This window comes from Azospirillum sp. NS33, from assembly GCF_059703765.1.
In genome coordinates this window covers 1-19,662 of the sequence record NZ_BAAKJB010000025.1, presented here as the reverse complement: position 1 = coordinate 19,662, position 19,662 = coordinate 1, and the positions used below count along the sequence as shown (strand labels likewise).

Annotated in this window: 18 protein-coding genes; 10 read left to right on the top strand and 8 right to left on the bottom strand. The window is 72.2% G+C overall.

From position 1 onward, the window contains the following. Positions 1-34: 34 nt before the first annotated feature. From proC to AC6H2I_RS20695, 4 genes are all read right to left on the bottom strand, one after another. Complete coding sequence (gene proC / locus AC6H2I_RS20710; protein WP_497502602.1) at positions 35-844, bottom strand: pyrroline-5-carboxylate reductase; 810 nt, start codon at positions 842-844, stop codon at positions 35-37. Between the two features lie 6 nt (positions 845-850). Beyond that, positions 851-1,354, bottom strand: coding sequence for a type III secretion system chaperone family protein (locus tag AC6H2I_RS20705; RefSeq protein WP_497502601.1), 504 nt, complete (start codon positions 1,352-1,354; stop codon positions 851-853). Positions 1,355-1,569: 215 nt separating this feature from the next. After that, the gene (locus AC6H2I_RS20700; protein WP_497502600.1) at positions 1,570-1,890 is read right to left on the bottom strand and encodes an accessory factor UbiK family protein; all 321 of its coding nucleotides are present in this window, start codon (positions 1,888-1,890) and stop codon (positions 1,570-1,572) included. 77 nt (positions 1,891-1,967) lie between these two features. Beyond that, positions 1,968-2,354 (bottom strand): type II toxin -antitoxin system TacA 1-like antitoxin, encoded by a 387-nt coding sequence (locus AC6H2I_RS20695; protein ID WP_497502599.1) that lies wholly within the window; start codon positions 2,352-2,354, stop codon positions 1,968-1,970. 147 nt (positions 2,355-2,501) lie between these two features. Between AC6H2I_RS20695 and rfaD the strand changes: the two genes are divergently transcribed. From rfaD to AC6H2I_RS20645, 10 genes are all read left to right on the top strand, one after another. Beyond that, entirely contained in the window at positions 2,502-3,488 is a 987-nt protein-coding gene (rfaD, locus tag AC6H2I_RS20690) for an ADP-glyceromanno-heptose 6-epimerase (protein WP_497502598.1), read from the top strand. A gap of 10 nt (positions 3,489-3,498) precedes the next feature. Continuing rightward, positions 3,499-4,308, top strand: a complete 810-nt coding sequence (gene lgt / locus AC6H2I_RS20685) for a prolipoprotein diacylglyceryl transferase (RefSeq protein ID WP_497502597.1) — start codon at positions 3,499-3,501, stop codon at positions 4,306-4,308. Further along, complete coding sequence (locus tag AC6H2I_RS20680; RefSeq protein WP_497502596.1) at positions 4,305-5,528, top strand: class I SAM-dependent methyltransferase; 1,224 nt, start codon at positions 4,305-4,307, stop codon at positions 5,526-5,528. Before lgt ends, AC6H2I_RS20680 begins: the two co-directional genes overlap by 4 nt. Further along, positions 5,525-6,292: a peptidoglycan editing factor PgeF gene (pgeF, locus tag AC6H2I_RS20675; RefSeq protein WP_497502595.1), complete on the top strand. Its 768-nt coding sequence runs from the start codon at positions 5,525-5,527 to the stop codon at positions 6,290-6,292. The genes AC6H2I_RS20680 and pgeF overlap by 4 nt, the downstream gene beginning before the upstream one ends. Positions 6,293-6,295: 3 nt before the next feature. Then, positions 6,296-6,739 (top strand): acyl-CoA thioesterase, encoded by a 444-nt coding sequence (locus AC6H2I_RS20670; RefSeq protein WP_497502594.1) that lies wholly within the window; start codon positions 6,296-6,298, stop codon positions 6,737-6,739. Positions 6,740-6,983: 244 nt separating this feature from the next. Continuing rightward, positions 6,984-7,919 carry a ribose-phosphate pyrophosphokinase gene (locus tag AC6H2I_RS20665; RefSeq protein WP_497502593.1) on the top strand — a complete coding sequence of 312 codons (936 nt, stop codon included), beginning with the start codon at positions 6,984-6,986 and terminating at the stop codon, positions 7,917-7,919. A 104-nt stretch (positions 7,920-8,023) separates the two neighbouring features. Continuing rightward, positions 8,024-8,635, top strand: coding sequence for a 50S ribosomal protein L25/general stress protein Ctc (locus tag AC6H2I_RS20660; RefSeq protein ID WP_497502592.1), 612 nt, complete (start codon positions 8,024-8,026; stop codon positions 8,633-8,635). Positions 8,636-8,738: 103 nt separating this feature from the next. Further along, positions 8,739-9,314, top strand: coding sequence for an aminoacyl-tRNA hydrolase (gene pth / locus AC6H2I_RS20655; RefSeq protein WP_497502591.1), 576 nt, complete (start codon positions 8,739-8,741; stop codon positions 9,312-9,314). A gap of 133 nt (positions 9,315-9,447) precedes the next feature. Next, positions 9,448-12,039: a circularly permuted type 2 ATP-grasp protein gene (locus AC6H2I_RS20650; protein WP_497502590.1), complete on the top strand. Its 2,592-nt coding sequence runs from the start codon at positions 9,448-9,450 to the stop codon at positions 12,037-12,039. Continuing rightward, positions 12,017-12,985, top strand: a complete 969-nt coding sequence (locus AC6H2I_RS20645; RefSeq protein ID WP_497502589.1) for a transglutaminase family protein — start codon at positions 12,017-12,019, stop codon at positions 12,983-12,985. The genes AC6H2I_RS20650 and AC6H2I_RS20645 overlap by 23 nt, the downstream gene beginning before the upstream one ends. Before the next feature lie 16 nt (positions 12,986-13,001). Here the strand turns inward: AC6H2I_RS20645 and AC6H2I_RS20640 are convergent, their stop codons facing one another. The 4 genes from AC6H2I_RS20640 to AC6H2I_RS20625 all read right to left on the bottom strand — a co-directional run. Next, the gene (locus AC6H2I_RS20640; protein WP_497502588.1) at positions 13,002-13,391 is read right to left on the bottom strand and encodes a response regulator; all 390 of its coding nucleotides are present in this window, start codon (positions 13,389-13,391) and stop codon (positions 13,002-13,004) included. After that, positions 13,384-14,955 (bottom strand): sensor histidine kinase, encoded by a 1,572-nt coding sequence (locus AC6H2I_RS20635; protein ID WP_497502587.1) that lies wholly within the window; start codon positions 14,953-14,955, stop codon positions 13,384-13,386. The genes AC6H2I_RS20640 and AC6H2I_RS20635 overlap by 8 nt, the downstream gene beginning before the upstream one ends. A 194-nt stretch (positions 14,956-15,149) precedes the next feature. Then, positions 15,150-16,757: a peptide chain release factor 3 gene (locus AC6H2I_RS20630; RefSeq protein WP_497502586.1), complete on the bottom strand. Its 1,608-nt coding sequence runs from the start codon at positions 16,755-16,757 to the stop codon at positions 15,150-15,152. 234 nt (positions 16,758-16,991) lie between these two features. Beyond that, positions 16,992-19,662 (bottom strand): calcium-binding protein (locus AC6H2I_RS20625; protein WP_497502585.1); only part of this gene is annotated, 2,671 nt, incomplete at its 5' end.

Below are 19,662 nucleotides of genomic sequence, written 5' to 3'. Positions count from 1 at the left end.
CCGCGGCGGTGGCGTCGTGTGTTCCGGTGATGGGCTAACCCGCCAGCTCCCGCGAGCGCCGCGCGGCGGCGTCCACCGCCCGCTCCATCAACGGACCGAGGCCGCCGTCCTCGTCCATCAGCACGTCCAGCGCCGCCCTGGTGGTGCCGCCGGGGCTGGTCACCGCCTCGCGCAGCCGGGCCGGCGGGGTGTCGGAGCGGTGCAGCAGTTCGCCCGCACCCGCCACGGTGGCCCGGGCCAGACGCTCGGCCAGCGCGGCGGGGAGTCCGGCGGCGGCTCCGGCCCGGGCCAGGGTCTCGGCCAGCAGGAAAACATAGGCCGGGCCGCTGCCGGACACCGCGGTGACCGCGTCCATCTGGGCCTCGTCCTCGACCCAGGCGACCTCGCCCACGGCGCCGAGCAGGGCTTCGCACAGCGTCTTCTGGTCGTCGCTGACGCGGCCGTTGGCGCAGGCCACGGTGATGCCCCGGCCGATGGCGGCCGGGGTGTTGGGCATGGCGCGGACCACTGCGGCGGCGGCGCCCAAGCCGCGTTCGAAGAAGGCGATGGGCCGTCCCGCGGCGACCGACAGGAACACGGTGCCGGGGCGGACCAGGGCGGCGTAGGCGGGCACCACCGCCTCCATCACCTGCGGCTTGACCGCCAGCACGACGACGTCCGGGATGAACCCGGGGGGAAGCGCGGCGGCGTCGGCGACCGCGGTCACCGCCGGGCCGGCGACGCCGTCCGGCAGGCCGCCGGGCTCCACGACGACGACCCGGTCGACGCTGCGGGAGCGCAGCCAGCCGTCCAGCATGGCGCCGCCCATCTTGCCGCAGCCGACCAGAAGCAGCGAGGCGCCCATGGCCGGTCAGGCCTCGCCCATGGTGTCGAGAATGGCGGCGGAGACCGCCTCGGACGCCGACTTGCCACCCCAGATCACGAACTGGAAGGCGGGATAGAAGCGCTCGCACTCGGACAGCGCGATCTCCACCAGGTCCTCAAGCTGCTCCACCGTCGCCCCGCGCGACCCGCGCAGCAGGGTCGTCTGGCGGAACATCGGGGTGTGCTCCTCGGTGCAGACGTCGAAATGGCCGAGCCACATCCGCGCGTTGACCTCGGCCAGCAGGTCGTGCACCGCCTGGCGGCGCGCCGCCTGCACCTTCATGTCGAACTGGCAGGAGAACTGCATCGCGCTGACGTCCGACTGCCAGACGAAGTAGAGCCGGTAGTCGCACCAGCGGCCGCCGATCTCGACGACCAGCTCCTCGTCGCTGGAGCGCTCGAACGGCCATTCGTTGGCCGTCACGATCTCCTCGATGACGTCCAGCGGGTTGTGGATGACGACGGGGGTTTCGACGGCGAGTGCCGACATGGTCAGCGTCCTCCTTTGAAGGCGCGGCAAACGGCACCGGCTCACGGAGCTAGGATATGGGGGCCCGGCATCCGCGAGCTACTACCACTATGGAACCTGCCAAAGGACCGGTGCCGGCGCAACTGCTTTCGGGCCGCCCGCGGATCGGTCCTTCACGAGGTTTTAACACGGTGCGGGCGGCGGCCCGGGGCAGCGGCTCAGGCCCGGTCGGCGGTTCAGGCGGACGGGTGGCCGGGGGCGCGCCGGCGCGGCGCCGCGTCCTCGTGGGCGAGCTGGCGGTCGGCCACCAGCGTGGCCACGGTGGCCTCCAGCGCCGTCACACGGTCGGCCAGCGCCTCCTGCTCCTCGCGCGCCTTGGCGGCCATGGCACGGACGGCGTCGAACTCCTCCCGCGACACCACGTCCATGCGCGACAGGATCCGCTCGAACTGCTGGCGCATCTGCGCCTCGGCCTCCTCGCGCAGCCCCGAAAGGGCGCCGAGGGCGCCGCCGGCGACCCGGGCAAGATCGTCGAGAAGCTTGTTGTCAACCTGCATCGCTTCGCATCCGCTGAAAGGGTGGCGCCATTATGGGCGGCGGTTCACCCGATATCAACGGCCGAAGTCCGGCACCGTCACGCGCCCTCGCCCGGAGGCGTCCCCGGGCGGGGGGCCGCCACGGTGCGTGCACGCCGTCCGCGCCGCCCGCTCCGGTTGTCGTGGCCGTCGCCCGGGGCATCGCCCGCGGCAGCCTGCAGCAGGTGAAGGAACCGGCGCCAGTCACGGTCCTCCATCGGCAGCGTGGCACGCGCCACCAGCACGGCCTGGGCGGCGGCGCAGGCCGCATCGAGCACGAAGGCGTTGACCGACAGCCCGGCCGCCGTGGCGGCGCGGCGCAGCGTCTGGCGCTGCGCCGGGGTGGCCCGCACGGGGATGCGGACGCGGGCGGCGGGTGTTGCCAGGGCGGGCGCCGCCATGGCGGGCTCGGTGATGGTGGCGGTGGCGGTGGTCCTTGCGGTCATGCCGTCCTCCGGCGTCCTGTCCACCGGGATGATGCGGGGGCGGTGTCGTGTCGGTCAACCTCCGCGGGTGCGGCGAAGCGTTGCGGCGCTCCGGCGGGCAGCCTATAACGGCGACGACCTCACCGGCGGCGGGAGACGCAGCGCACCATGATCGTGGTCACCGGCGGCGCCGGTTTCATCGGCTCGAACCTCGTGGCGGCGCTGGCCGACCGCGGCATCGTCGATGTCGCCGTCGCCGACCGCTTCCGCGACGGCGACAAATGGCAGAACCTCGCCAAGCGCGAGGTCAAGGCCCTGGTCCGGCCGGAGGAGCTGATGGCCTTCCTCGACCACCACGCCGCCGAGGTCGATCTGGTGTTCCACATGGGCGCCGTCTCGGCCACCACGGAACGCGACGTCGACAAGATCGTCGCCAACAACGTCGCCCTGTCGATGGAGCTGTGGCGCTGGTGCGCCTGGCGCGGGGCACGGCTGATCTACGCGTCCTCCGCGGCGACCTATGGCGGCGGCGACGACGGGTTCGACGACGACTCCTCGGTCGAGGGCCTGGCACGGCTGCGCCCGCTCAACGCCTATGGCTGGTCCAAGCACCTGTTCGACCGGCGCGTCGCCCGCGCCGTGCGCGAGGGCGAGCCGGTGCCGCCGCAATGGGCCGGGCTGAAGTTCTTCAACGTCTACGGCCCTAACGAGGGACACAAGGGCGAGATGATGAGCGTGGTGGCCAAGCTCCACCCGCAGCTCGCCGCCGGCCGCCCGGCGCGCCTGTTCCGGTCGCACCGCGACGGCGTCGCCGATGGCGGGCAGGCGCGCGACTTCATCCACGTGGACGACTGCGTCGCCGCCATGCTGTGGCTGATGGACACGCCGGGCGTCAACGGCCTGTTCAACATCGGCACCGGCCGGGCGCGCAGCTTCCGCGACCTCGCGCTCGCGACCTTCGCCGCGATGGACCTGGAACCGCGGATCGAGTACGTCGACATGCCCGAGGACCTGCGCGGCAAGTACCAGTACTTCACCGAGGCCCGCATCGACCGCCTGCGCGCCGCCGGCCATACCGCCCCCTTCCTGGACCTGGAGGAGGGGGTGCGGCGCTACGTCCAGGGCTTCCTCGCCCGGCCCGATCCGTACCGCTGACGGGATCCCCATGCTCGCCCTCGCCTTTCCCGCCATCGACCCGGTGGCCATCGCGATCGGCCCCCTGGCCATCCGCTGGTACGCCCTCGCCTACCTCACGGGGTTCGTGCTGGGATGGCGCTACTGCCTCCACCTGGCCCGCATCGCCCCGGCGCCCGGCCGGCCCACGCCGATGGATTTCGACGACTTCCTCACCTGGGCGGTGATCGGCGTCATCCTCGGCGGGCGGCTCGGCTACGTGCTGTTCTACAACCTGCCCTACTACGCGGCCAACCCGCTCGAGGCGCTCAAGGTGTGGCACGGCGGGATGTCGTTCCACGGCGGCACCCTCGGCGTGGTCGTCGCCATCCTCCTGTTCAGCCTCAAGCGCGGCCTGTCGCCCTTCGCCTTCGGCGACCTCGTCGCCGCGGCCGCTCCCATCGGCCTGTTCTTCGGCCGCATCGCCAATTTCGTGAACGGCGAGCTCTACGGCCGTCCGGCGCCGGATGCCGCCTGGGCGATGGTGTTCCCCCGCGACCCCCTTCAGGTGCCCCGCCACCCCAGCCAGCTCTACGAGGCGGTGCTCGAAGGACTCGTCCTGTTCGTCGTCCTGGCTGTGCTGGCCCATCGGCCAGCGCTGCGGGACCGGCCGGGAACGATCGCCGGGGCCTTCTTCATCGGCTACGGCCTCGCCCGCATCGCCGCGGAGGTGTTCCGCGAGCCCGACGCCCAGCTCGGCTTCCTGTGGGGGGGCGCCACCATGGGGCAGCTCCTGTCCATCCCGATGGTGCTGCTCGGCCTGTGGATGGCGCTGCGGGCGCGCCGGGCGGCCGCGGCATGAGCGGCGACCTGGCCGGCGCCCTGGCCCGCCGCATCGCCGTGGAGGGACCGATCACCGTCGCCGCCTTCATGGCCGAGGCGCTGGGCCACCCGCGCCATGGCTACTATATGAAGCAGGACCCGTTCGGCGCCGGCGGCGACTTCGTCACGGCCCCGGACGTCAGCCAGATGTTCGGCGAACTGATCGGCCTGTGGTGCGCCGACACCTGGCAGCGGATGGGCGCACCGGGTCTGGTGCGCCTGGTCGAACTGGGGCCCGGGCGCGGCACGCTGATGGCCGACGCGTTGCGCGCCGCCGCCGTGCTCGCCCCGTTCCGCGCCGCCGTCCGCGTGCACCTCGTCGAAACCAGCCCGGCGTTGCGCCGGCGCCAGCGGGACAACCTGGCCGGGATCGAGGTGGCGTGGCACGACCGCCTCGAGGACGTGCCCGAGGGGCCCGCCCTGGTGATCGCCAACGAGTTCTTCGACGCCCTGCCGATCCGCCAGATCCAGCGCACCCCCCATGGCTGGAGCGAACGCCTGGTCGACCGCGCCGACACCGCCGCCACCGGCGATAGCGATGGCGGGCCCGGTGATGGGCCCGGTGATGGGCCCGGTGATGGGCCCGGTGATGGGCCCGGTGATGGGCCCGGTGATGGGAAGGCCGCCGGCGCCGCCTTGCGATTCGTGCTGGAGGCGTTCGCCAGCGCCGGCGCGTCGCTGGTGCCGCCGGCCCTGCGCGACGCGCCGGTGGGCAGCGTGGTGGAGGTGTCCCCCGCCGGCCAGGCGGTGGCCCGCGCCCTTGGTGCGCGCCTGGGTGCCCAGGGTGGAGCGGCGCTGCTGATCGACTACGGCCATGCCGGTCCGGCGGTCGGCGACACCCTGCAGGCGGTGCGCCGCCACGCCTATGCGCCGGTGCTGGAGGCGCCGGGCGACGCCGACCTCACCGCCCACGTCGACTTCACGGCGCTGGCCGAGGCCGCCCGCGACGGAGGCGCCGCGGCCTACGGCCCGGTGCCCCAGGGGGTGCTGCTGGCCCGGCTCGGCATCGTCGCCCGCGCCGAGGCGCTGAAGCGCAGCGCGACCGCCGCCCAGGCGGCCGATCTCGACGCCGCCCTTGCGCGCTTGATCGGCGCGGACCAAATGGGCAACCTGTTCAAGGCCCTCGCCCTCGCCGCCCCCGGCCTCGGGGTGCCGGCGGGATTCGACGGGCAGACCCACCAGGACCGGACCACCCTGTGATCACGCTCGGCGCCCTCAACGACGTCAACGGCATCCGTCATGCCTTCTTCACCCGCGCCGGTGGCGTTTCGACGGGAATCTACGCGTCCCTCAACTGCGGGCTGGGGTCCGCGGACTCGGCCGCCGCGGTGGCCGAGAACCGGCGCCGCGCCGCCGCCAGGCTCGACCGTCCGGCGGACAGCCTGGTGACCTGCCACCAGGTCCACAGCGCCACCTGCGTCGAGGTCGAGGCGCCGTGGGCGCCCGGCGAGGGACCGCGGGCCGACGCCATGGTCACCCGCATCCCCGGCATCGTGCTGGGGGTGCTGAGCGCCGACTGCGCGCCGGTGCTGCTGGCGGACGGCAAGGCGGGTGTGGTCGGTGCCGCCCACGCCGGGTGGAAGGGCGCCAAGGGCGGCGTGCTCGAGGCGACGGTCGCCCGCATGGCCGCGCTGGGCGCCCGCCTCGACCGCATCGTCGCGGTGATCGGCCCGTGCATCGCCCAGCGCTCCTACGAGGTCGGCCCGGAGTTCCCGGGGCCGTTCCTCGATGACGGCGCGCACAACGCCGATTTCTTCGCGCCGGCGCGCCGCGAGGGACACCATCTCTTCGACCTTCCCGGCTACATCGCCCAACGCCTGTCGGATGCCGGGGTCGAGATGGTGCAGCGCAGCCCCAACGACACGGTGGCCGAGGACGGCCGATTCTTCAGCTATCGCCGCGCCCGCCTGCGCGGTGAGCCGGACTACGGCCGCGGGCTTTCGGCCATTCTCTTGCAGGATTGAACGGTGGACACCACGACGCTCCAGCCTCTCCTCCTCCCGCGCACGGTGCGGTGGGGCGACTGCGACCCCGCCGGCATCCTCTACACGCCAAGGGTCTTCGACTACATGGCCGAGGCGGTGGAAACCTGGTTCCGCGACGTCGCCGGCGTCGCCTGGATGACCCTGATCCGCGACGGCCGCCACGGCGCGCCCACGGTGCACACCGCGTGCGACTATCTGCGGCCGATGGCCCCCGACCTGCGCATCACGGTGGCGGTCCAGCTCGAGCGGGTCGGCCGCTCCAGCCTCACCTTCCGGCTGCTCGGCGACGACGCGTCCGGCCATCGCTATTTCGACGGCCGGCTGGTGTCGTGCCTGACCGACCTCAAGGCGGGCCGGGCCGTGCCGATCCCGGACGGCATCCGCCAGCGTGCCGAGGCCTACCAGGCGCTGGACTGCGGCGTCTGAGGCCGGCCCGGTCGGCCCTTGGGCAGACCGGCCGGAAGGCGGGTTGCCCGGGGCCGCCCGGTTGCGTCATTCTGCCCGGGCGGCGGGCCATGCGTCCCCCCGGGGGGTGCCCTGACCCGCCGTCCGTCATAGAACGTTTACAGAGGCATGGGGCTTTGTTATCGTCCGCCGCGATTTCCGGGGCGCCGGCGGTGTGGACCGCAGCGCCCCTGTTCGTTTCCCCATCCAAAGAGAGCCGATTGCGATGAAGGTGCTTGCCGGCAACAGCAACCGTCCGCTGGCCGAGGCCATCTCCACTTGTCTCGGCGTGCCGCTGACGAAGGCGAGCATCCGGCGTTTTTCGGACATGGAGGTGTTCGTCGAGATCCTGGAGAACGTCCGTGGCGAGGACGTCTTCGTGATCCAGTCGACGTCGTTTCCGGCCAACGACAACCTGATGGAGCTGCTGGTCACCATCGACGCCTTGCGGCGCGGATCGGCACGGCGCATCACCGCGGTGATCCCCTACTACGGCTACGCCCGGCAGGACCGCAAGACCGGCCCGCGGACGCCGATCTCGGCCAAGCTGGTGGCCAACCTGATCACCGTGGCCGGGGCCAACCGGGTGCTGACCCTCGACCTCCACGCCGGCCAGATCCAGGGCTTCTTCGACATCCCGCTGGACAACCTGATGGCGGCCCCGGTGTTCGAGAAGGACATCAAGGAGACGCTGGGCCAGGGTGACGAGATCACCATCGTGTCGCCCGACGTCGGCGGCGTGGTCCGCGCCCGCGCCCTGGCCAAGCGCCTGGACGCCGATCTGGCGATCATCGACAAGCGGCGCGAGCGCGCCGGCGTGTCGGAGGTGATGAACATCATCGGCGACGTCAGCGGCACCCGCTGCATCCTGGTGGACGACATCGTGGATTCCGGCGGCACCCTGTGCAACGCCGCGGTCGCGCTGATGGAGGCCGGGGCCAAGTCGGTCAGCGCCTATGTCACCCACGGCGTGCTGTCCGGGGGGGCGGTCGCCCGGATCGCCGTGGCGCCGATCGAGACGCTGGTCTCCACCGACAGCATCCAGGCCACCGAGGCGGTGCGCGTCTCGCGCAACATCCGCCAGCTCACCATCGCCCCGCTGATCGCCGAGGCGATCATGCGCATCAGCGAAGAGCGCTCGGTCTCCAGCCTGTTCAGTTGAGCGCGGGGGCGCGCAGCCCTTGACGCCACCGTTCGTGGGGCGTAAACACCCCCACCTCACCGCCAGCACCCCTGGAGGCTGGCGCCTTATGTTCAGGAGACACCATGACCCAAGTGATCGCGCTCCCCGCCGAGTCGCGCGCCCGGGCCGGCAAGGGGACCGCCCGCCAGGCGCGCCGTGACGGCCGCGTTCCCGCCGTGATCTACGGCGCCAAGCAGGCTCCCGTGATGATTTCGCTGGATGCCATCGCCTTCAAGAAGATCCTGCACCAGCCGGGCTTCTTCACCCACCTGTTCGACGTCACCGTGGACGGCTCCACCGAGCGCGTGCTGCCGCGCGACGTGCAGTTCCACCCGGTCACCGACATCGCCCTGCACGTCGATTTCCTGCGCGTGTCCAAGGACACCACGATCACCGTCATGGTGCCGTGCGAGTTCGTCGACCAGGACAAGTCGCCGGGCCTGAAGCGCGGTGGCGTGCTGAACATCGTGCGCCACGAGCTCGAGGTGACCTGCGCGGCGGACAGCATCCCCGAGCACATCACCATTTCGTGCGCCGGGTTCGACGTGAACGAGACGATCCACATCTCGTCGGTGACCCTGCCGGAGGGCGTCACCTCGACCATCAGCGACCGTGACTTCACGGTGGCCACCGTGGTGGCGCCGTCGGGCCTGAAGTCGGAGGTGGCCGAGGCCGAGGGCACCGCCGAGGGCTGACGCCCTCGCGCAACCGTTCGGATGAACGACGGCACCGGCCCCCGCCCCAGGGGCCGGTGCCGTCGTGTCTGCACGCCAACGCAACGGCACCAGGGAGACGCGCATGCTGTTGCTGGTCGGGCTGGGCAACCCGGGCACGGACTACGCCCGCAACCGGCACAACATCGGCTTCATGGCGGTGGACGAGATCGCCCGGCGTCATGGATTCGGCCCGTGGCGGCGCCGCTTCCAGGGACAGACCGCCGACGGCACCGTCGCCGGCACCAAGATCCTGGCGCTGGAGCCGCTGACCTACATGAACCTCTCCGGCCAGTCGGTGGGCGCCGCGCTGCAGTTCTTCAAGGCGGCGCCGGAGCAGGTGGTCGTCTTCCACGACGACCTCGACCTCGCCCCGGGCCGGGTCCGGGTCAAGAAGGGCGGCGGCCATGGCGGTCACAACGGCCTGCGTTCCATGGACAGCCACATCGGCAAGGAGTACTGGCGGGTGCGCATGGGCATCGGCCACCCCGGCGACAAGAACCAGGTGTCCGGGTACGTTCTCCATGACTTCGCCAAGGCGGACAAGGACTGGCTCGACCCGCTGATCGACGCCTGTGCCGAGGCGTTTCCGCTGCTGGTGGAGGGGCAACCCGAAAAGTTCATGAGCAAGGTGGCGCTGGCCACCCAGCCGCCCAAGTGACGGTCCGTCCCGGCCGGCCCCCCGCCCGCTGAGGCGTCGACCCGGGATGTCCCAGCCCCGCGCCGCCCTTGCGTCGCCGCGGGACGACGGTCACACTCGATCCGCCCCGCCAATGACCGGATCTGCGCGCGCCGTGACCTTGCCCAGCGACACCCTTCGCGCCCCGCCCCCGGCACCGGCAGCGGCGCCCCACGACGACCGGGGCCGGCTGGCTCAGGGCTCCCTGTTCGGCGACGCCGACGCCATGGGCTACGGAGCCGGCCGGGTGTTCGACGAGATGGTCACCGGGCAGGGGCGGCTGCGGCCGCACTGGCAGGCCTTCATGGGAACCCTGGGTCCGCTCGACTCCGACGACATGGCGGCACGGTGGGAGGAGGCGCGGCGCCTGCTCCACCAGAACGGCGTCACCTACAACATCTACGGCGACCCCCAGGGCATGGAGCGGCCATGGCCGCTCGACATGATCCCCCTGCTGATCGAGCCCGCGGAGTGGCAGCGGATCGAAGCCGGCCTGATCCAGCGCGCCACCGTCCTCGATGCGGCGCTCGCCGACCTCTACGGGCCGCAGCGTCTGCTGCGCGAGGGGGTGCTGCCGGCCGCGGCGGTGCATGCCGATGCCGGGTTCCGGCGGCCGCTGCACGGGGTGGCGGTGCCGCACCGGCGCTACCTGCACTTCTATGCCGCGGACCTCGCGCGCGCCGCCGACGGGGCGTGGTGGGTGCTCGCCGACCGCACCCAGGCGCCCAGCGGTGCCGGGTACGCCCTGGAGAACCGGACGGTGCTGGCGCGGGTGCTGCCCGACAGCCTGCGCCACTGCCGGGTCGCGCATCTCACCCCGTTCTTCGGCGCCTTCAAGACGATGCTTCAGGGGCTGGCGCCGTGGTCCGACCGGCCCCGCCTGGTGCTGCTCACCCCCGGCCCCTACAACGAGACCTATTTCGAGCACGTCTATCTGGCCCGCCACCTCGGCATCACCCTGGTGGAGGGCGCCGACCTGACGGTGCGCGACCGGCGTGTCTACCTCAAGACCCTGTCGGGCCTGGAGCCGGTCGACGTCATCCTGCGCCGCCTCGACGGTGAATACGCCGACCCCCTGGAGTTGCGGGCCGACAGCACGCTGGGCGTGGCCGGTCTGGTCGAGGCGGCGCGGGCCGGGCATGTGGCCATCGCCAACGCCCTGGGCAGCGGCCTCATGGAATCCCTATCCTTCCGCGCCTGCCTGCCGGCCATCGCCCGCTTCCTCCTGCGCCAGGACCTGGTCCTGCCGCACATCCCGACATGGTGGGGCGGCACCGCCGCGGGACAGGCGCACATCCTGGGCAACCTGGACCGCCTGACGCTGACCCCGGCCTGCCCACCCTTCGGCTACGGCAGCGCCCACGGCGCGGACCTGTCCGCCGGCGCGCGCGCCGAGCTGTCGCAGCGGATCGCCGCCGCGCCGTGGACCTTCGCCGCCCAGGAGCGGCCGGTCCTCTCGACCGCGCCGGTGTGGATGGGCGACCGCCTGCAGCCGCGTCCGCTGGTGCTGCGGGTGTTCGTGTGCGCCCGGCCGGACGGCGGATTCCAGGTGATGCCGGGGGGGCTGACCCGGGTGTCGGAGGACCCGGGGCGGCCCATGGTGTCGATGCAGCAGGGCAGCGGCAGCAAGGACACCTGGGTGCTGGCCCCGAACCGCGACGGCGGCGCCCACGCCCGCGCCGCCGTGGCCGAGTTCCGGGCCCAGGACCGGCGCGCCGCCACCGGCGACCTGCCCAGCCGCGTCGCCGACAGCCTGTTCTGGCTGGGCCGCTACGCCGAGCGGTCGGAAGGGGCGGTCCGCCTGCTGCGCGGCGTCCACACCCGGATGACCGACAACGACCAGCCCGGGGCGGCGGAGGAGCTGCGCGTCCTGCTCAGGCTCATGGCGTGGCTCGGCATGCTGCCCTGGGACCTGGCGGGACTCGGCGAGATCGGCACCGGCCGCGGCGTGCGGGCGGCGCTCCACGCTTCGGTGTTCGACGAGAACCACCCCAACAGCCTGCGCGCCAACGTGCAGCGCCTGCACCGGGCCGCGTATTCCGTTCGCGACCGCCTGTCCATCGACATGTGGCGCGTCGTCATGCAGATCGACCGCCAGAGCGCGGCGCGGCGCGGCAAGATGGACGCGGCGGCCTTGCTGCTGTGTCTGGACGACCTGGTGACCAGTCTCGCCGCCCTGTCCGGGCTGGAGCAGGAAAGCATGACGCGGGGGCCGGGCTGGCGCTTCCTGGACATCGGGCGGCGCGTCGAGCGGGCGCTGCACGGGGTCTCCCTGGTGCGCGGCGTGCGGATTGTCGACGCCGCACGGATGGAGGACAGCACCGCCGCCGCCGCTCTCGATGTCCTGCTGGAGCTGGCCGAGAGCTTCATGGCCTACCGCGAGCGCCACTTCACGGCCGTGAGCCCCGGTGCCGTGCTCGCCCTGCTGCTGGCCGACGACACCAACCCGCGTGGCCTGGCGTTCCAACTCGTCGCGCTGGAGCGCCATCTCGCGCGGCTGCCGCGCCAGCCCGAGGGCGCGGCCGGCACCGCCAACGCGGTCGCCGCGCGCATCGTCGCCGACGCGCGGGCGGTCGTCACCGGCCCCGGCGCGCTGGAGCCGCCGGTGCTGCGCACCACGCTGGACTGGTTGTCGATCAACCTGCCCGAACTCTCGAACCTCCTGGCCCAGGCCTATTTCAGCCATGCCTTCGTCCGCCGCGCCTGAAGCCCCGACCCTGGCGGTCTACCGCTGCCGCCACGTCACCGCCTACGACTATGGCGAGGCGGTGCCGCTGTCGCACCACCTCCTCCACCTGGTGCCGCGCGCCACCACGCACCAGCGGTGCCGCACCAGCCGGCTCACCGTCGAGCCGTCGGCCGCCGTGCGCCACGACCATGTCGACTGCTTCGGCAACACCGTCAGCTACATCGCGGTGCAGGAGCCGCACCGCCGGCTGACCATCGCCGCCGAGCACGTCGTCAGCGTCCTCGACGCCCCGGCCGGTGATGCCGCCGCAACCCAGCCCTGGGAGATGGTGCGCGACGGCGCGCCCTGGGAGGTGGTGCGCGACGGCGCGCCCTGCCACGACGCGGCGGACGCCATGCTGGACGTGGCGCAGTACGCCTTCGACAGCACGCTGGTCCGCGTCACCGCCGACCTCCTCGCCTACGCCGCCCCCTCCTTCGCGCCCGGCCGGCCGGTGGCGGATGCGGCCTGCGACCTCATGCACCGCATCCACGCGGAGTTCGCCTTCGATCCCACGGCCACCACGGTCGCCACCCCCCTTGCGGAGGCCATGGCCAACCGGCGCGGCGTGTGCCAGGACTTCGCCCACATCCTGGTCGGCTGCCTGCGCGCCCAGCGCCTGCCGGCGCGCTATGTCAGCGGCTATCTCCGCACGGTGCCGCCGCCGGGCCAGCCACGCCTGGTGGGGGCCGACGTCAGCCATGCCTGGGCAGCCGTGTGGTGCGGGGACCGCTGGCTCGACCTCTGCCCGACCAACGACCGGATCGTCGACCGGGACTTCATCACCGTCGCCTGGGGGCGCGACTACGACGATGTCAGCCCGATGCGCGGCGTGCTGGTGGGCGGCGCCGGTCACCGGCTCTCGGTCCAGGTCGACGTCGAGCCGCTGCAGGACGCGCAGCCGGTGGTGGCGGCGGCGGGGTGACGGGAGCGGCCCGCCCTCAGACGGCGCGGACGGCCAGCAGCCTCTGCACGGTGTCGATGATGTTCTGCGGGCTGACCGGCTTGCGCAGCACCTCGGTGTGGGGTGCGTCGATGCCGCCGGCGGCGTCCTGCTGATCGGGGTCCAGCGCGAGGTAGCCGGTCATCACCACCAGAGGCAGCGCCGGATTCATGCGCCGCAGTTCACGGATCAGCGTCTGCCCATCCATCCGCGGCATGCGCAGGTCGGTGATGACCACGTCGGCCGGATCGGCGCGCTGGCATTCCACCGCCTCCACCCCGTCATGGGCAAGCGTCACCCGGTAGCCCTTGCGGGACAGGAAATCCTCGATGGCGCAGGCGGCCAGGGGTTCGTCCTCGGCGACGAGGACATGCACCGGATCAGGCATGGGCGCGTTCCACTTCGTCATGCTGCGGGGGCCGGGCGAGCGGCAGGGTTATGGTGAAGCACACGCCACGGCGGCCGTCGGCGTGGTCGATGTTGTGGGCGGCGATGCGGCCGCCCATGGCGTCGACGATGCCGTAGCCGATCGACAGGCCGAGGCCGGTCCCCTGCCCCACCTCCTTCGTGGTGAAGAAGGGATCGAAGATCCGCATCAGCGTCGCCTCGGGAATTCCGCCGCCGTCGTCCGACACCGTGATGTCGGCGGCGTCCCGCGCCTCCGCCACCCGGAAGGCCACCGCGATGCGGCCGCCGCCGCCGCCGCCGCGGATGGCGTCGCGCGCGTTGGACAGCAGGTTGAGGACGACCTGTTCGAGCTGGACCGGACGGCCGCGCATCGCCACCGGCGCCTCCTCCCCGGCGTCGAGGTCCAAGGCCACGGCGATGTTCTCGACGGCGTACTGGTGGCTCACCAGATCCACCGCGGCGCGGACGCAGGCGGCGGGATCGAACAGCTCGGCCCCGCTGCGGTCGCGCCGGCTGAAGGTGCGCATGTGGTCGATGATGCTCCCCATGCGCACCGTCTGTTCGGCGACCAGGGTCAGCACCTTCTCCAGGCGGGCCTCGTCGAGCGCGCCGTCGCGCAGGCGCGACAGCGCGTTCTCGGTCCAGATGCGGACCACGTTGAGGGGTTGGCTCATCTCGTGGGCCATGCCGGCGGCCAGGGTGCCCAGCGTCGCCAGCTTCGAGGCCTGGACCAACTCGTCTTGAAGGCGCCGCCGCTCGGTGATGTCGCGGCAGCTCCCCAGCAGCTGCACGATCTCCCCGGACGGGCCGCGCACCGGCACCAGAACCGAATGCCAGACCCGCCGCCCCACGGGGAGCTCCAGCGCGTCCTCGAAGTCGATGACCTCGCCCCGGGCGACGCAATCCTCGCAGTGGCGGAGCATGAGCTGCGCGCTCTCCGTCGGCAGCGCCTCGCCGAGAAGCCGGCCGGACACCCGGCTGGGGTCGAGGCCGGTGGCGTGGGCGAGGGCCGGGTTGATCGTAACGAATTCGAAACGACCATTGTCACGCACGGCGACGACGAACAGGCCTTCCGCCAGGTTCTTGAAGAACCCGACGTAGCGGTCCTCGGCGGCGCGCCGTTCGGAGATCTCCCGCTGCAGGGCGCTGTTGGCATCGGCGAGCTGGGCCGGGCTTGGCAGGGCCAACGCCCGCGGCATGAGCACCCACAGGGAAACCGCCGTGACCACGGACACCACCGCGGTCGCCACCTTGACCATGCCCTCCACTCCGTAATCCGGCGTCCACAGGGTCCAGACGCTCACGAAATGGGTGGTGCCGCAGGCCAGGATGAAGGCGGCGAACAGACGGAAGATCCAGCTGAACGCGACGTCGCCGCGCCGCCGCACGAAATAGACCAGGGCGACGGGAATGGAGAAATAGGAGAGCCCGATGAGCACGTCGGTGGCGACGTGCAACGCCAGCAACCCCGGCTGCCAGAGCAGGCAGATGCCGTGGGGCATGTACGCGCTGCTGTCGAACCACGACGCGATCCCGGCCAGCATGCGCCATCCCCCCCGTCGCCCGAGCCAGCGATTCACGCCAACTTCCCTCCCCGAAGGAGGCCTGTCAACCGGCCTTTCGGGGTGCGTCCAACCATCGGGGCGGGGCGTGCGGGGGCCGGCGCCGCGCCGGGATCGCCAAACGAAAGGGGCGGCCGCCTCCGGCGCCGCCCCTTTCGTTCCGGGTCACGGCACGGTCAGGCCGCCGTCTGGACCTTGCGGTTCTGCTCCCGCGTCTTCAGGAAGCGCAGGTCCGGGAAATCCTCCTGCGCGCGGTTGAGCTGCCAGGCGTTGCGGGCCAGGAACACCAGGGCGCCGTCGTGGTCCTCCGCCAGGGCCGAACGGTTGAGGTCCATGAAGGCCTCCAGCTTGACCCGGTCGTCGGTCTCGATCCAGCGGGCGGAATCGAGGCCGGCGCCCTCGAACCGGGCGGCGATGCCATACTCCGCCTCGATGCGGGCGGCGAGCACCTCGAACTGGAGCTGGCCGACCACGCCGACCACCCAGTCCGCCCCGTTGAGCGGCTTGAACACCTGGCTCGCCCCCTCCTCGGCGAAGTGCTCCAGCGCCTTGCGCAGGTGCTTGACGCGCATCGGGTCGTCGAGCCGCACCCGCTGCAGCAGCTCCGGGGCGAAGCTGGGAACGCCGGTGAACCGCAGGTCCTCGCCCTCCGTCAGCGTGTCGCCGATGCGCAGCGAGCCGTGGTTGGGGATGCCGATGATGTCGCCCGGCCAAGCCTCTTCCGCCAGCTCGCGGTCGCGGGCCAGAAAGAGGACGGCGTTGTTGACCGCCAGGGTCTTGCCCGAGCGCATGTGTTTCAGCTTGGCACCGCGGCGGAACCGGCCGGAGCACAGGCGGACGAAGGCGATGCGGTCGCGGTGGTTGGGGTCCATGTTGGCCTGGACCTTGAAGACGAACCCCGTGACCTTCTCCTCGTCCGGCTCGACCTGCCGCGGCTCGGCCGGCTGGGGGCGCGGCGGCGGCGCCTTGTCGGCCAGCCCCTCGAGCAGCTCGCGCACCCCGAAGTTGTTGATGGCGGAGCCGAAATAAATGGGCGTGAGGTGGCCCGCGCGATAGGAGTCGAGGTCGAACGCCGGCATCAGGCCGCGCGCCATCTCGACCTCCTCGCGCAGCTTGGCGACGGCGTGGGCGGGCAGCAGCGAGTCCAGCTGCGGGTCGTCCAGGCCGTGGCAGGCGATGCCGTCCGACATCACGTCGCCCTGGGTGCGGTCCATCAGCACGAGCTGATCGCGGATCAGGTCGTAGCAGCCGAGAAAGTCGCGGCCCATGCCGATGGGCCAGCTCGCCGGGGTGACGTCGAGCTGAAGGTCCTGCTCGATCTCCGAGATCAGGTCGAAGGGATCCCGCGCCTCGCGGTCCATCTTGTTGACGAAGGTGATGATGGGCACGTCGCGCAGGCGGCACACCTCGAACAGCTTGCGGGTCTGGGTCTCGATGCCCTTGGCGCCGTCGATCACCATCACCGCGCTGTCGACCGCGGTCAGGGTGCGATAGGTGTCCTCCGAGAAGTCCTCGTGGCCCGGCGTGTCCAGCAGGTTGAAGGTGCGGCCGTCATAGTCGAAGGTCATCACCGAGGCGGTCACCGAGATGCCGCGTTCACGCTCCACCTTCATCCAGTCGGAGCGCGCACGGCGCTGCTCGCCGCGGGCCTTGACGGCGCCGGCCAGCTGGATGGCGCCGCCGAACAGCAGCAGCTTTTCGGTCAGCGTGGTCTTGCCGGCGTCCGGGTGCGCGATGATGGCAAAGGTCCGGCGCCGGGAAACGGCGTCCTGTAGCGCCGACATGCCCGATCCCTCAACATACGTGACGAACAAACGCGACGCGCGCGGCAACCACCGGGGCTCCCGCGCACGCGTGCCCTTACATAGCAGCGTCGTTGCCGGCGTTCCAGGGCCTTACGGGGCCAGCACCGCTGGACGGCGGGTCCGGTTGGCGGCGATCCGGGACTGCGCGTCGGCAAGCGCAGCGAAAGCCCGGCCGGCCCCGGCCCCGGCCGCGGACCGCCGCTGCGCCGTCCATCACCCGGCGAGCATGGCCACGGGCGCGGCGGTGGGGCGGAGGCTCAGGACCCCGCCGGAGACGGCGGCGGCACCGCCATACCCGGCGGCGTCGATGGACAGAACGCCGTCGCCTGTGGCGAAGACGAACGGACGGTCCCCGTCGTCCGGAGCGGCGAGGGTGGCGCTGCGGGCGGCCGGCACCCCGATCGGGATGGTGCCGAAGTTCGCGCTGTGCACGACCAGGCGGTCCTCCCACGGATCGGCGGCGCCGGCCGCCGCCGCCGCCGGAGCAGAGGCGGGCGCGGCAGAGGCGGGCGCGGCAGAGGCCGTCTCGGCCGCGGCGCTGTAGGTGGCGAAGTCCCAGACCACCCCATCGGAGAACCGCAACGCCTCGACCACGCAATTGTCGTGGGCGAAGACCCTGTAGAGCACGAGGCGGTCGGCGGAGCCGGCGACCTCGATGGTCAGGTCGTCGCCGGACCGGGTCAGCGTCACCTCGCCGGAGGCGATGTCGGTGAACACCACGGCGTCGGCGAGGGAGTCGCCGGCGTCCTCGACGACGATGTCCTGGCCGTAGCCGCGGCCGAAGACGTAGAGGTCGGAGCGACCGCCGCCGACCAGCGAATCGCTTCCCTCGCCCCCGTCCAGGGTGTCGGCGTCGTCCCAGCCGACCAGGGTGTCGGCGCCGGCCCCGCCGATCAGCCGGTCGTCACCGGATTCGCCGTTCAACGAATCGTCCCCCGCCCCGGCGCTGAGCGTGTCGTTGCCACCGCTGCCCTGCAGGGTGTCGCCGCCGGCGCCGCCCTCCAGCAGATCGTCCCCGGCGCCGCCCTCCAGCAGGTCGTCGCCGGCGCCGCTGTCCAGGGTGTCGGCGCCGTCCCAGCCGATCAGCGTGTCATTGCCGTCACCGCCGTCGAGCCGGTCGTCGCCGACGTCGCCGTCCAGCCGGTCGCTCCCGGTGCCGCCGGACACGGTGTCGTTCCCGGCGCCGGCCTGGAGGGAGTCGTCGCCGGCGCCGCCGTCGAGGACGTCGTTGCCGTCGCCGCCCTGCAACGTGTCGTCGCCGGCCCCGCCCTCCAGCAGGTCGTCGCCGGCGCCGGCGTTGATGACGTCGTCGCCGTCCCGCCCCTCCAGCCGGTTGTTCCAGGCGTCGCCGGTGAGGGTGTCGTCGGCGTCGCTGCCCAGGATGGTGAGCATCGAGGTGTAGGTGGCGACGTCCCACACCGTGCCGTCGGCGAAGCGCAGCATCTCCACCCGCGTCGCGTCGTAGGCGTAGTTGTCGCGGATCACCAGGGTGTCGCCGCTGTCGACGATGCGAATGACGAGGTCGTCGCCGCTGCGCGTCATCGACACGTCCGAGGGCGCGACACCGGCGGCGAACGCCACCGCGTCGAGCGCGCCGTCGGCGGCGCCGGCGTCGTCGTCCCGGATCACATCCTGGCCGTCGCCACGGCCGAACGCATAGGTGTCGGCGCCCTGCATGCCCAGCAGCAGGTCATTGCCCGCACCACCGTCCAGGGTGTTGTCCCCGGCGTCTCCGTAGAGGGTGTCGGCGCCCGCCGTGCCGGTGGTGAGGAGGGCGGTGTAGGTGGCGTAGTCCCACACCGTGCCGTCGGCGAAGCGGATCTCTTCGACGACGCAGTTGGGGTGGTAGTAGAGATCGGTGATCACCAGGGTGTCGGCGGTCCCGGCGATGGCGATGGTCAGGTCCTTGCCGTCGCTGCCGGTGCGCGTCAGGGCGATGTCGGCCGGCGCGATGCCGGCCAGGAAACGCACCACGTCGCGCTCGCTGGAGGTGACGAGGCTGTCGTCGCGGAGGACGTCGTGGCCGTAGCCGCGGCCGAAGATGTAGCTGTCGGCGCCGTCGTGACCGACCAGGGTGTCGTCGCCCTCGCGGCCGTCGAGGGTGTTGGCGAACCCGTTCCCCTCCAGGAGCTCGCCGACCGCGGTGCCGGTGATCAGCGCGCTGGTGTAGGTGGCGTGGTCCCACACCGTGCCGTCGGCGAAGCGCAACGCCTCGACCCGTCGCTCGGGATCGCCCATGGCGTCGACCAACACCAGGGTGTCGGCGACTCCGGCGACCCACACCGTCAGATCGTCGCCGCTGCGGATCAGCGTCACGTCGCCGGGGGTGATGCCGGCGGCGAACGCCACCGCGTCGGCGCCACCCTCGTCCTCGACCCTGTCCTGGCCATGGCCGCGGCCGAACACGTAGGTGTCGTTGCCGGCGCCGCCGATCAGCCGGTCGCTGCCGCCCAGGCCGTCCAGGGTGTCGTCCCCGGCGTCGCCGTAGAGCGTGTCGTCCCCCGCCGTGCCGGTGGTCAGCAGGGCGGTGTAGGTGGCGCGGTCCCACACCGTGCCGTCGGCGAAGCGCAGCGCCTCGACCGCCGCCGCGGCGTCGCCGTAGGCGTTGGCGATCACCAGCGTGTCGCCGGTGGCGGCGATGCGGATCGTCAGGTCGACGCCGCCCGGGCCGGTGCGCGTCAGCGCCACGTCGCCCGGCGCCACGTCGGTGGCGAAGGCCACGGCGTCGCCGGCGCCGCCGTCCTCCTCCACGATGTCCTGCCCATAACCGCGCCCGAACACGTAGGTGTCGTTGCCGGCGCCGCCGATCAGCCGGTCGCTGCCGCCCAGGCCGTCCAGGGTGTCGTCCCCGGCGTCGCCGTAGAGCGTGTCGTCCCCCGCCGTG

Coding starts and splice junctions, on each gene's coding strand:
- AC6H2I_RS20700 (WP_497502600.1), bottom strand. CDS start 1,890: ATGCAGGTTGACAACAAGCTTCTCGACGATCTTGCCCGGGTCGCCGGC.
- AC6H2I_RS20665 (WP_497502593.1), top strand. CDS start 6,984: ATGAAGGTGCTTGCCGGCAACAGCAACCGTCCGCTGGCCGAGGCCATC.
- AC6H2I_RS20630 (WP_497502586.1), bottom strand. CDS start 16,757: ATGTCGGCGCTACAGGACGCCGTTTCCCGGCGCCGGACCTTTGCCATC.
- rfaD (WP_497502598.1), top strand. CDS start 2,502: ATGATCGTGGTCACCGGCGGCGCCGGTTTCATCGGCTCGAACCTCGTG.
- AC6H2I_RS20660 (WP_497502592.1), top strand. CDS start 8,024: ATGACCCAAGTGATCGCGCTCCCCGCCGAGTCGCGCGCCCGGGCCGGC.
- AC6H2I_RS20640 (WP_497502588.1), bottom strand. CDS start 13,391: ATGCCTGATCCGGTGCATGTCCTCGTCGCCGAGGACGAACCCCTGGCC.
- AC6H2I_RS20705 (WP_497502601.1), bottom strand. CDS start 1,354: ATGTCGGCACTCGCCGTCGAAACCCCCGTCGTCATCCACAACCCGCTG.
- AC6H2I_RS20695 (WP_497502599.1), bottom strand. CDS start 2,354: ATGACCGCAAGGACCACCGCCACCGCCACCATCACCGAGCCCGCCATG.
- pth (WP_497502591.1), top strand. CDS start 8,739: ATGCTGTTGCTGGTCGGGCTGGGCAACCCGGGCACGGACTACGCCCGC.
- AC6H2I_RS20680 (WP_497502596.1), top strand. CDS start 4,305: ATGAGCGGCGACCTGGCCGGCGCCCTGGCCCGCCGCATCGCCGTGGAG.
- proC (WP_497502602.1), bottom strand. CDS start 844: ATGGGCGCCTCGCTGCTTCTGGTCGGCTGCGGCAAGATGGGCGGCGCC.
- AC6H2I_RS20645 (WP_497502589.1), top strand. CDS start 12,017: ATGCCTTCGTCCGCCGCGCCTGAAGCCCCGACCCTGGCGGTCTACCGC.
- AC6H2I_RS20635 (WP_497502587.1), bottom strand. CDS start 14,955: ATGCTGGCCGGGATCGCGTCGTGGTTCGACAGCAGCGCGTACATGCCC.
- lgt (WP_497502597.1), top strand. CDS start 3,499: ATGCTCGCCCTCGCCTTTCCCGCCATCGACCCGGTGGCCATCGCGATC.